Below are 11814 nucleotides of genomic sequence, written 5' to 3'. Positions count from 1 at the left end.
TCATCAAGGGTAGAAAAAGGATAGAACATAATTCGTTTAAAAGGAGGAAACAGGATGGATTGGCAAATCTTGCTTTACATTGCCGCGATCGTAGCCGCTATTGGATTCTTAATTCTATGCGTAGCGTTGGCAATGACATTAAATTCGTTGAAAAACACATTAAAAGAAGTTTCAGGCACCGTAGCTGGTCTTGAAAATCAATTGCAGGGGGTCACGTTGGAAACGACGAATCTACTGCATAAGACAAATGAACTAGCTGAAGACATTCAAGTGAAATCAGAAAAATTAAATGGTGTAGTTGACGCAGTGAAAGGTGTCGGCAACTCTGTCACTGATTTGAACTCAACTGTCCGCCATATTACTTCGCGTGTAGGAGTACAGGTAGAACAGAACGAAGACAAGATTGCTCAAGTTGTTCAATGGGGTAATGTAGTCATGGGCATCCGTGATAAATGGAATGAGCGCAAGATTTATGAAGCACGTGCAAACTCAACTTACACACCTGATCCTGGACAAAAAAAATTGCCGCATAACGAACAATATTAAAATTGCTTTTACCACTAACTAATTGGAGGGAATATCAATGAGCAAAAACAAAGATTTCAACAATCAATCCAACTTCAACGATTCACAGTATAATAAGGATTACTACTCACAGGGCGGCCAGAACAGCGGCCAAAACTATCAGCAAAGTGATTATGTGCCTCAGTCGTACGGAGCTTCTAACCGCTATGATGATCTTTATGACTATGAAGAATCAGGTGGAGGCTCGAGTTTCCTAGTTGGTATTTTGGTCGGAGGAATCATCGGGGCTGCTGCTGCATTATTCCTGGCGCCTAAATCGGGCAAGGAATTTCAGGCTGATCTTAAAACACAGGCGACTACTTTGAAAGAAAAAGCTTCTCAGCAATCAGATTCAAGTGATGACGGTTCTGCTGGATTTGCACAGCAATTGAAAGAGCAATCGACTAAAGTAGTGGATAAAGTGAAGAACATGAAGGGCGGAAATTCGCCTATGGACGATGGCACTGCTTCATCAGAAGGCGAAGAATCCATCGATATCCATTCAACTGTCCAAAACAGCGCAAGCCAATCATCAGACAAAAAAGGTTCTGATGCTTTCACTTCTACTGCAAATGCTTTAAAAGAAGCGGTTGAAGAAGTAAAGGAAGAAAAGAAATCGGATTCAAGTTCGTCAATAGCCGGCAACACAGGCAGCAGCACGAACAGCAATACAGCGAATACCAGCAAAGGTCCAAATACGACCAGCAGCAACAACAACAGCAATAAATCATCAAATTCCAGCAACAGCAACAAATCATCAACTAATCCATCAAGCAATAACTACAACAAAAAGAATTAATCTGGGAGCGGTTTAGATGAAAAATTTAGTACATGTAGACAATCTGGACAGCTTAAAGCAGGCAGTGGGGCATAACCAGCATTACTGGCTCTTTAAACACAGCAGTACTTGTCCGGTATCCGCAGAAGCCTGGAATGAGTATAATGAATATTGCTCATTGCATCCGAACCAAATCTTTCTTTACCTCGTGGTACAGGAAGATCGGGAATTCTCTAAAGCAATTGAAGAGATTACGGGAGTTAAGCACGAATCACCCCAATTGTTCCATTTCACCAGCCAAAAAGTGGATTGGCACGCTTCCCATAATAAAATTAAAAGAGAATCTATGCAAGAATTTATAGCCTGAATAAAAGCCGAAGCCTTGGTGCTTCGGCTTTTTGGTGAAAAAAACACTTTAGCGCGTTGAATCGCTAAAAGAAATTCCGTGACTTTACCGAATTGTTTGCTTATAATAGTCCTATCATGATAATATGAGTCACCTGATAAAGGTTATTCGCGAAAGGGGAAGTTATAGAATGAGTAATTTAGAGTTAGAGCAACTAAGAGAAAAAGTGGACGCAGTCAACCTGCAGATTCTGTCTCTGATCAATGAGAGAGCTTCCGTAATTCAAGACATCGGCAAGTTAAAAGAGAAGCAAGGGGTTAACCGTTACGATCCGTTGCGGGAACGCCATATGTTGAACTTGTTGAAAGATAATAATAGCGGTCCTCTAGATCAAAAGACTGTTGATCATATTTTCAAGGAAATCTTTAAATCAGCATTGGATATGCAGGAAGAGGATATCCGCAAAGCATTGCTGGTTTCGCGTAAAAAGAAAGCAGAAGATACGGTTATTACAATCAATGGCGAAAAAGTTGGCGCTGGAGATCCTTCCTTCATCTTTGGCCCATGCGCAGTAGAGTCACAGGAACAGGTGATGAAAGTTGCTGAAGCTATCGGAGGCAAAGGATTGAAGATGATCCGTGGCGGAGCTTACAAGCCGCGTACATCGCCTTACGATTTCCAGGGACTTGGTTTAGAAGGATTGAAGATGTTGAAAAAAGCAGCTGATCAGTACAACTTGGCTGTCGTGTCAGAAATCGTTACTCCAGGACATCTGGAAGCTGCTCTTGATTACGTGGATGTTGTCCAAGTCGGTGCACGTAACATGCAGAACTTCGAATTATTGAAAGCAGTAGGATCAATCAATAAACCGGTTCTATTGAAACGCGGCATGTCAGCAACTGTGGATGAATTCATCCATGCTGCTGAATACATCATCGCTTCAGGAAATGAAAACATCATTTTATGTGAGCGCGGTATCCGCACATACGAAAAAGCGACACGCAACACATTGGATATCTCTGCAGTGCCAATCCTGAAACAGGAAACACATCTTCCGGTATTTGTTGACGTAACTCACTCGACAGGTCGCCGTGACCTATTGCTGCCAGCTGCTAAAGCGGCTATCGCAATCGGAGCGGATGGCGTTATGGCTGAGGTTCATCCAGATCCTGCAGTTGCGTTATCAGATGCTCAACAGCAAATGGATTTGGGCCAATTCGATGAATACTACGATGCTCTAATGAAGTTCATGAAACAATACGAAATGAAAGTGTGACCCTGAAAAGCCGGATAAACTCCGGCTTTTCTTTTTTTAGTTGATATTACTGAAGTTTTTGTCGTATGATTAGAGAAAGACTGGAAAAGGAGGGCGCACAATGACCGTTACGATATACGATGTGGCAAGAGAAGCAAACGTTTCCATGGCTACTGTGTCACGTGTAGTGAATGCCAATCAAAACGTTAAACCTGCCACAAGAAAGAAAGTACTGAAAGTAATAGAAGAATTGGGCTATCGTCCCAATGCTGTTGCTCGGGGGCTTGCAAGCAAGAAGACAACAACGGTCGGCGTCATCATACCCGATATTTCCAATAGCCTGTATGCTGAACTAGCCCGTGGAATTGAAGATATCGCTACAATGTACCGCTACAATATTATTTTATCCAACTCGGACCAAAACGAAAATAAAGAACTTCAGTTACTGGAGACAATGCTCGGAAAACAAGTGGATGGAATTGTCTTTATGAGTGATGTGATTTCAGCCGAACTTCTTTATGAAATGAAACGTTCTCCAACGCCAATCGTCCTGGCTGGTTCAATTGATGAAACCGCAGCGATTGCCTCTGTAAACATCGATTATTATGGCGCTGCCTATGAAGCCGTCAAAAGATTTACCGACAACGGCCACAAGAAAATTGCCTTTATTTCGGGACCATTGACATCGATGATCAACAAGGAGTATAAGCTGAAAGCCTACAAAGAGGCATTGGCAGAAGCAGGCATCGACTACGACGAAAATCTGGTCGTAGAATGCAATAATTCATACGATGAGGGAATAGAAGCTGTTCAAACATTGGCTCCTCTCGAACCCACTGCTTATTTTGTCAGCAACGACGAAATGTCAATTGGCGTCATTCATGGATTGGAAGAGCGGGGCAAGAAAATTCCAGCAGACGCAGAACTCATCAGCTATGAGAATTCCAAGCTGGCCCGTATGGCTCGCCCAACGCTGACGTCAGTTGCCTTCCCACTTTACGATATCGGTGCCGTTTCTATGCGCTTATTGACAAAGTATATGAACAACGAAGAAATTGAAGAGAAACAAGTTATTCTTCCATACCGGATCGAAGAAAGACAATCGACCAAAAACAAGTAATAATTGATCATTCTATGAAATGCTAGAATCATAAACAAAAAGCCGGCCGGGATACTTTCAATCCGGGCAGGCTTTTATTTGTTCAGCTGTTTGGTGCAACTAAAGTGGACGGTTGAAATTTCATTGATCACGAAAGAACCAGCGAGAAAAATCCCGCTGGTTCTTTTTGCGTTGCAAGCGATCTTGTCAGTTATTGCGGATCATGTATAGGGCTTTGTTCAGCATTTGAAGATTCTTATCGGTTATTTCCGCTTTACGTGGAATGGCTTTGTACATATTGGGTGGATCTTCCCAAGTATCGATCAACTTGACCGGTGATTCAGGCTGCCATCTCTCCAACCACGATTCCGGTAATTTACCTGAAGGCAGAGGGAAATTGTTCATTTCCATCCAGATTAATGACCAGGCACGGGGGACGACGCGCCAAATATCGTAACCTCCGCCACCGACGGCTATCCAGCGGCCCTCACAATACTCGTGAGCCAGTTCGTGCGCAATCTTGGGTATTTCCTTGTAAATATTCATCGTCCCGTATAAATGGGTCAGAGGGTCCAAATAATGGGCATCTGCACCATTCTGCGTCAAAATGACATCGGGTTTAAAGAATTCAATGATTTCCTTCATAGAGGTGCGATAGATTTCAAGAAAAGATTCGTCTTCCGTAAATGCATCAATCGGGAAATTAAAAGAAGTGCCATATCCTTGGCCGCTGCCGCGTTCATTGATATTGCCTGTTCCTGGGAAGAGGTAACGCCCCGTTTCATGGATGGAGACAGTGCAAACATCGGGATCATCATAAAAACTCCATTGAACACCATCGCCGTGATGGGCATCGGTGTCAATATACAAGACGCGGGCATTGTATTTGGTCTTCAAATAATTGATGGCAACCGAGCTGTCATTGTAGATGCAGAATCCGGATGCTTTTCCTCTGAAACCGTGATGCAGCCCGCCGCCTAAATTTAATGCGTGCTGTGCTTTACCTTCCATGACCCAATCGGCGGCCGTCAGGGTTCCGCCGACCAGCCGTGCACTGGCTTCGTGCATGTTTTCAAAAATGGGCGTATCTTCTGTGCCGATGCCATAGCTTTCACCAGCTTCCGGCGTCACTTCGCCGCGGCTTGCTTTCTTGACGATGTTGATATAGCGTTCGTCATGCGCCAATAGCAATTCCTCATCGGTCGCAATACGCGCTGGTACAATCAAGTCATCTGGAAGCGCATTCATTTTCTTTAATAAATCAATCGTCAAGACGAGTCTTTTCTGGTTGAATGGATGTGTTTCAGAAAATTTATACCCCAATTGATCTTCTGAAAAGATGAATACTGCGTGTTTCATTCGTTCACTTGCGGCATGTTTGGCCATAGGACATCGAATCCTTCTTTTCGCAGATCATTGATGATAGCGAGTGGGTTCATCGTTTGAACGCGGAAAACAAGAATTTTATTGTTGTTGTTTTCTCTGTCGGGGTAAACGAGGACACTCAGCACATTGACATTCTGCTGATGAAATACTTTTGAGACTTCGTACAGGATGCCGGAACGGTTCTTCACTTTTACTTCGATTTGTGAACCGGGCTGATGGGCGCCGGTCAATTCGATAAAGGTATACAAGAGATCCGTCTCCGTCAGGAAACCGACCAGCTTCTGATTGCTGACGACTGGAATACAGCCGATTTTCTGCTCATAGAAAATCATCGCCACTTCTTCAACAAAGTCGAGAGGGTGGGCGGTAACCGGGTTGGGTGTCATGATCTCCGCCACTTTCTTTTTGTAAGGTTCACCTTTTGGTGAGACAGTGAATCGTGAAGGCACAGCGTCTTTCAAGTCACGGTCAGTCACAATGCCGACCACTTTGCCATCCTCCAAAACAGGTGCATGGCGAATCCGCTTTTCTTTGAATAAGTCCATGATATCCTGTACAGTCTGATCGGAACGTAATGTATGGACATCGGTTTTCATGATTTCTTCCACTAACAATAGAAACACCCCTTTTATATTAAATCAATACATATAGCGATTCATGAATCGCAGCTGATCGAATTTTTGGATCGATTCGGGATCGACCCGGCTGCCGATTTTAGCCATGAGGCAATTGGCTGGATGGGAACTGATTTCCGGATCATCGGTGGCATAATATTCCAGTCCGCCAGCCTGCATCATCTTCTCCATGATCTTTCGGTATTCCCAGACATTCAACCCTGTCCCTTTCAAATCCCAATGCCAGTAATACTCGGTCGTAATGACAATGAAATCTTCAAAAGCGTCATCCTCCATCGAGATTTTCAATAGGGATTTCCCGACACCGCTGCCTCTGTATTTTGGGATGACTTCAATCGCCCCAAGTTCGATCAGGTTTTCCATGTTCCCTTCTGACCAGCGCTCCAAGGGATCGGGGTATAGGAAGGTGACATAACCGACAATCATATTCTCTTCGCGGGCGATGAGAATTCGCCCTTCCGGCAAATCAGCAATTTCCACAATGGCTTTATGCTGTTGAGCAGGTGGCCTGAAAGCAACCAGGTCTTCATGGAAATCGAGTTTGTTTAATTCTTTTCCAGGAATAGGACCTTCAATGATCAGGAGACCATGTTTGGTTTCCAGTTCCATGGAGTTGTATGTCTTTTTATGTTCCATCATTTCACCGCCTGTAGGATACAATTAGCTACATTATACATGAACTGGAATGGGATTTGGAAAAATTCTGGTGAAATATGCACTATTTTCTAAAAAGTCAAAAAAGTTCGCTTTCAATTGTCACAATGTTGTAGAATATAAGATAACCAATACGAAAGGGTGATGATTATGAAAGTGGAAGCGTTGCCAGCAAGAGCAGGGGAACATCAATTACATAACTATGAAGAGACGGCTGCGAATTTCGATTGGGCTGAAGTCGAGAAGGAATTTAGTTGGTATGAAAGCGGAAAAGTGAATATGGCTCATGAAGCGATTGACCGCCACGCTGATTCCAACCGAAAAAATAAAGTTGCTCTCTATTATAAAGACCAAAACAGAAATGAGTCATATACATTCTATGAGATGAAGCGCATGACTAACCGGGCAGCCAATTTGTTGAAAGAGAATTCGACATTGGAAAAAGGAGATCGGCTCTTTATTTTCATGCCACGTTCTCCGGAATTGTATTTCCTGATGTTCGGGGCATTAAAAATGGGCCTTATTGTGGGACCCTTGTTTGAAGCATTTATGGAAGGCGCCATCTACGACCGATTGGACGACAGCGAAGCCAAATCGATCATCACGACGCCTGAGCTGTTGGAGCGCGTTCCTTATGACCGTTTGCCAAAGCTGGAAACGATTTTCCTTGTTGGGGCTGACGTTGATGATAAGGAAGGGCATATTGATGTGCTGAAACATTTGCCAACCAGGTCGGATAAATTCGACGTTGAATGGCTGGATAAAGAGGACGGACTGGTTCTTCATTATACATCCGGTTCCACGGGTAAGCCGAAAGGCGTCCTGCATGCCCAATATGCGATGGTGCAGCAATACCAGACTGGGAAATGGGTATTGGACTTTAACGAAACCGATATCTACTGGTGTACGGCGGATCCAGGTTGGGTGACAGGAACGGCATATGGGGTGTTCTCGCCCTGGCTGAACGGTATTACGACAGTTATTTTAGGTGGCCGGTTCTCTCCGGAAGGCTGGTATAAAGCCATTGAAGATTTTGGCGTGACGGTCTGGTACAGCGCACCGACTGCATTCCGAATGCTTATGGGAGCGGGAGATGCATTGGTGGAAGAATACGATTTATCAACGCTGCGCCATGTGTTGTCAGTGGGTGAACCGTTAAATCCTGAAGTAGTCAAATGGGGAGTGAAGGTATTCGACAAACGCATCCATGATACATGGTGGATGACAGAGACGGGTGCACAGACCATCTGTAATTATCCTTCCATGGATATCAAGCCGGGATCGATGGGCAAACCGGTACCAGGCATCAAAGTCGCCATCGTGGATGATCAGGGCAATGAATTGCCGCCTAACCAAATGGGCAATTTGGCGATTGAAAAAGGCTGGCCAGCGATGATGCGCCAAATCTGGAACAATCCAGCGAAATACGACTCTTATTTCCTGAAAGACAAATGGTATGTTTCAGGAGATTCCGCCTATATGGACGAAGAAGGTTATTTCTGGTTCCAGGGACGTGTGGATGACGTCATCATGACTTCAGGTGAGCGTGTCGGGCCGTTCGAAGTGGAAAGCAAGCTGCTGGAACATCCAGCGATTGCGGAAGCAGGGGTCATCGGCAAACCCGATCCGGTCCGTGGTGAAATCATCAAAGCGTTTGTCGCTTTGGTTGATGGCTATGAGCCTTCCGATGAATTAAAAGAGGACATCCGCCAATTCGTTAAAAAAGGATTGGCTGCGCATTCAGCTCCACGTGAAATAGAATTTAAAGACAAACTTCCGAAAACACGGAGCGGTAAGATTATGCGCCGTGTGCTGAAAGCCTGGGAGTTGGACTTGCCGACAGGTGACTTGTCTACAATGGAAGATTGACATACTAAAAGAGCAACAGGCGAGATCTTGCCTGTTGCTCTTTTAGATGAACGAGAAAGCCCGATTCGCAGGTTGCGCGAATCGGGCTTTTTCTGTTAAGCTGCGTCTTCTTCAGCAGGCTCTTCTGGCTCTTCTGGTTCTTCCGGAGCTGGTTCTTCTTCAACCGGCTCTTCTGGTTCTTCTTCAGGAGGTGCTTCCTCCTCTTCTGCTGGCGGCGTTTCAACTTCCGGTTCTGGTTCCTTTTCTTCAGGGGGTGGAGTTGGTTCCGGTTCTGGCTTTGGTTCCGGTGCAGGTTTTGGCTTCGGTGCAGCAATGCTGACACTATTTGAAGCAGCTGATTGCTTGCCTGTGATATCCACTGCCACTACCGTATAACTTCCAGCACCAGAGGCTGAATACGAATTGCTGCTCGCTTCTGAGATGGAAGCGACACGGGAATCGTTTTTGTAAACACGGTATCCGACGACATCATTTGAACCGGAATTGGTCCAAGTGATCGTATTGCCGCTGATGGAAGCTCCAACACCTCCAGGAGCAACACTGTCGGCTTTGAAGCTTGCGCCTGATGCAACTGAAGAGAATCTGGAGTTGCCAGGGAACAGTTTGCCGGCGTCTCCACCGAATGGTGCCATCATGCGATCAATGTATTTTTGTGAAACCGAGATTCCTCCGCCTGAAGTGAATTCACTCGGTGTGTTGGACAAAGCGGCATAACGTTTTCCGTTGATAGTGGTGAACGAACCACTTGTTAAACTGTCATCCGCTTTTGTCGGAACCATAGCATCGGCATTGAATAAATCAGATGCCACGAGGCCGGCTGCTGAACAGGCGCCGCCTGGTGCAAGACCTGAAATGCTGCAGAACGAACGTGTTACGACGCCTTCCGGAGCTTTGAATGTTTCGTTGGCTCCGATCAAATCAGGTGAAGTTTGGTAAGTCGAATTCATCAGGCTCGCCCACAACTGATTAACACGGAGTGATGGAGGCAAATTGACATTTTGGAAATTATCAAGTGAATACTTTTCACGATCATATCCAAGCCATAGGCCCATTGTGATGTTCGGGTTATATCCGACCAGCCAAACATCTCTTGTTTCTTGTGTAGTCCCTGTTTTACCGGCAAAATCAGCGCTGAAATTCAGCATATCATTGGCACGGTTGGCTGTTCCTCTATCTGTTTTAAAGACATCCCGCAGCATGTCTGTCAGAACGTAGGCCGTTTGCGGTGTGTAGATTTCCTGTTCTTCGGTTTCGTGTTCAAAAACAATATTGCCATCCGCATCTTCAATGCGTTGGATCATATAAGGTTCGATTCTTTTGCCGCCGTTCGCAATAGTGGCGTATCCACTGGTAAGCTCTTCGACAGAGCCTTCGATTCCGCCGCCCAAGGCAGTTGAAGGATAGAAATTTTCTTTTTCTTCAACTTGCGAGAAGCCGGCATTGATCAAGTAATTGATCGGCATTTTTTCTCTGATTTGGCCGAACAGGCGAAGGGCAGGCAAGTTCTGTGACTGTGCCAATGCATCGCGTGCCGGCATAACGCCTTGTTCACTTGAAGCGATGAAGTTGGCCGGCGTCCAAGGTTTGCCGTTGTCATTTAAGGTGAACTGCACATCGACAACGGGACTTCCAGCACCGATGGTTCCAAATTCAATGGCTGGTCCGTAAACGAGTAAAGGTTTTACGGTCGAGCCGATTGAACGGTATGCTTGAGTCGCATGGTTCAATTCTTCTATTTCGTGGTCACGGCCACCTACAAAACTTAAAATCCGTCCAGTTTTATTTTCAATCATCATGCTTCCGACCTGAACGGGAAGTTCTTTCATTTCTTCTTCGCCGTCTTCGTTGGTTGATGGAACGGTTAATGTGGTGCCGTAGCGGGTGTAGGCATCTTTTGCTTCCTCGTGTGCATCGTATAGATCTTTATTGATGGTCGAGTGGATGCGGTAACCGTTCGATCGGACCGCCCGATCGGCAAGGATGGCGTATTCCTCATAAAGCTTATCATTTTCTTCAAGGGTTTTCGGATCGATTCCGTCATTTTCAGCAAGAACATCCATAATGATCCGAGCCGCCCGTTTTTCGACTTCTACGGATACAAACTTGTTGTTTTCGCGTGCACGATTCTCTTTTTTACGAAAATCCTTTACGATGTCATAGGCAAGGGCTTCGTTGTATTCTTCTTCAGTAATGTACTCGGTTTCTTTCATCCGATACAAAACTGTTTTCATCCGGTCGACTCCGGGTTGCAGCCCTTCGGCCTCTTTCGGCTCACCAGTTGAAGTGTAAGGTGTGTAGCGGAACGGTGCTTTTGGAATTCCGGCGATAAATGCTGCCTGTGGCAGATTCAATTCACTCGCTGAAATATTGAATATACCGTCGGCCGCAGTTTCAATCCCAGCGATATTAGCACCGGTATAGTTTCTGCCGTAAGGGATGATGTTGAGATACGCTTCCATGATTTCGTCCTTTGTCATGAATTTTTCAAGGCGCATGGCAAGCAGGATCTCTTTTGCTTTTCGTTCATAGGAAACTTCGTTGGTCAAGATCTGATTCTTGATCAATTGCTGGGTCAGCGTGGATCCGCCTGTTTGGCTGTCGGAGTTCGAGACATCCTGCAGCAGTCCTCGAAGAATGGCTTTCGGTACAATTCCTTCGTGTTCCATGAAGTATTCATCCTCGGTTGCAAGGACGGCATCGATGGCTACATCGGAGATTTTATCAAGTGAGGTCTCTTTCCGTTCCAGATCTGTCTGAATTTTTCCGATATAGACCTCATTATCGAAAAACATTTCGGAAGTTTCTTCATAGCTGTAGATTTCCCCGCGCATTTCATCGGGAGTCCGAAGCTTTTCTTCATCCACCAGCGAAGCAAAATAGCCGGCCCCGACAGATGCGGCGAAAACTCCGCCAGTCACCAGGAGAATCGCCAGGATCAATGCAAGATTCCATATGACTCCTGATGTGATGCTCAGACGCTTGAACCACTTTGTCGAGGTCCATCTATCGGTTGTTTCTTCGGCTTTGTTTATCCAATTTCTTAATTTATTACGCACGTTATCGCCCTCCTAAAATCCATTATATTATATCATATTCTCATAACTGCACCTAAACTTATTGACAATGTCGCATAATAACGTAAACTACTAGTATATTTCATATTAAAACGTTGAAGGGTCCGAAGTAGAGCGTGCAATTTTGTTTAGAGAGCCGGTGGGTGGTGCAAAT

General features: G+C 45.1%; 10 protein-coding genes and 1 other annotated feature (1 of these 11 running past the window's edge). Of the genes, 6 read left to right on the top strand and 4 right to left on the bottom strand.

Annotation, left to right across the window (positions count from 1 at the left end; all coding sequences use genetic code 11):
• Positions 1–54 precede the first annotated feature (54 nt).
• The 5 genes from AC1MEO_RS06225 (at position 55) to ccpA (ending at position 4063) form a co-directional block, all read left to right on the top strand.
• Positions 55–546: a DUF948 domain-containing protein gene (locus tag AC1MEO_RS06225; protein ID WP_480335073.1), complete on the top strand. Its 492-nt coding sequence runs from the start codon at positions 55–57 to the stop codon at positions 544–546.
• Positions 547–583: 37 nt separating this feature from the next.
• The gene (locus AC1MEO_RS06220; RefSeq protein ID WP_480335071.1) at positions 584–1363 is read left to right on the top strand and encodes a YtxH domain-containing protein; all 780 of its coding nucleotides are present in this window, start codon (positions 584–586) and stop codon (positions 1361–1363) included.
• A 16-nt stretch (positions 1364–1379) separates the two neighbouring features.
• Positions 1380–1709, top strand: coding sequence for a bacillithiol system redox-active protein YtxJ (gene ytxJ / locus AC1MEO_RS06215; protein WP_480335069.1), 330 nt, complete (start codon positions 1380–1382; stop codon positions 1707–1709).
• 169 nt (positions 1710–1878) lie between these two features.
• On the top strand, positions 1879–2964 hold the full coding sequence (locus AC1MEO_RS06210; RefSeq protein WP_480335067.1) for a bifunctional 3-deoxy-7-phosphoheptulonate synthase/chorismate mutase: 1086 nt from the start codon (positions 1879–1881) through the stop codon (positions 2962–2964).
• 100 nt (positions 2965–3064) lie between these two features.
• Complete coding sequence (gene ccpA / locus AC1MEO_RS06205) at positions 3065–4063, top strand: catabolite control protein A (protein WP_480335066.1); 999 nt, start codon at positions 3065–3067, stop codon at positions 4061–4063.
• A 186-nt stretch (positions 4064–4249) separates the two neighbouring features.
• On the opposite strand, the gene AC1MEO_RS06200 is transcribed toward ccpA, so the two are convergent.
• From AC1MEO_RS06200 to AC1MEO_RS06190, 3 genes are read right to left on the bottom strand one after another with little or no spacing between them, the layout of a single operon-like run.
• Positions 4250–5401 (bottom strand): acetoin utilization protein AcuC, encoded by a 1152-nt coding sequence (locus tag AC1MEO_RS06200; RefSeq protein WP_480336038.1) that lies wholly within the window; start codon positions 5399–5401, stop codon positions 4250–4252.
• Positions 5398–6042: an acetoin utilization AcuB family protein gene (locus tag AC1MEO_RS06195; protein WP_480335065.1), complete on the bottom strand. Its 645-nt coding sequence runs from the start codon at positions 6040–6042 to the stop codon at positions 5398–5400. The genes AC1MEO_RS06200 and AC1MEO_RS06195 overlap by 4 nt, the downstream gene beginning before the upstream one ends.
• Before the next feature lie 24 nt (positions 6043–6066).
• Positions 6067–6699 (bottom strand): GNAT family N-acetyltransferase, encoded by a 633-nt coding sequence (locus AC1MEO_RS06190; RefSeq protein ID WP_480335064.1) that lies wholly within the window; start codon positions 6697–6699, stop codon positions 6067–6069.
• 168 nt (positions 6700–6867) lie between these two features.
• Between AC1MEO_RS06190 and acsA the strand changes: the two genes are divergently transcribed.
• Complete coding sequence (acsA, locus tag AC1MEO_RS06185; RefSeq protein WP_480335063.1) at positions 6868–8586, top strand: acetate--CoA ligase; 1719 nt, start codon at positions 6868–6870, stop codon at positions 8584–8586.
• A gap of 95 nt (positions 8587–8681) precedes the next feature.
• Here the strand turns inward: acsA and AC1MEO_RS06180 are convergent, their stop codons facing one another.
• Positions 8682–11642, bottom strand: a complete 2961-nt coding sequence (locus AC1MEO_RS06180) for a transglycosylase domain-containing protein (RefSeq protein ID WP_480335062.1) — start codon at positions 11640–11642, stop codon at positions 8682–8684.
• A gap of 104 nt (positions 11643–11746) precedes the next feature.
• Positions 11747–11814: a binding site (T-box leader), on the top strand (it continues 121 nt past the right edge of the window).

Source organism: Planococcus sp. BI3 (genome assembly GCF_056680115.1).
Note: the sequence above shows the minus strand (reverse complement) of the source record. Positions and strands in the feature narration are given on the sequence as shown.

What these genes read in the sequence shown, in the direction of transcription:
- AC1MEO_RS06190 (WP_480335064.1), bottom strand. Translation starts at nt 6,699, where the DNA reads ATGGAACATAAAAAGACATACAACTCCATGGAACTGGAAACCAAACAT.
- AC1MEO_RS06200 (WP_480336038.1), bottom strand. Translation starts at nt 5,401, where the DNA reads ATGAAACACGCAGTATTCATCTTTTCAGAAGATCAATTGGGGTATAAA.
- AC1MEO_RS06225 (WP_480335073.1), top strand. Translation starts at nt 55, where the DNA reads ATGGATTGGCAAATCTTGCTTTACATTGCCGCGATCGTAGCCGCTATT.
- ytxJ (WP_480335069.1), top strand. Translation starts at nt 1,380, where the DNA reads ATGAAAAATTTAGTACATGTAGACAATCTGGACAGCTTAAAGCAGGCA.
- ccpA (WP_480335066.1), top strand. Translation starts at nt 3,065, where the DNA reads ATGACCGTTACGATATACGATGTGGCAAGAGAAGCAAACGTTTCCATG.
- AC1MEO_RS06220 (WP_480335071.1), top strand. Translation starts at nt 584, where the DNA reads ATGAGCAAAAACAAAGATTTCAACAATCAATCCAACTTCAACGATTCA.
- acsA (WP_480335063.1), top strand. Translation starts at nt 6,868, where the DNA reads ATGAAAGTGGAAGCGTTGCCAGCAAGAGCAGGGGAACATCAATTACAT.
- AC1MEO_RS06210 (WP_480335067.1), top strand. Translation starts at nt 1,879, where the DNA reads ATGAGTAATTTAGAGTTAGAGCAACTAAGAGAAAAAGTGGACGCAGTC.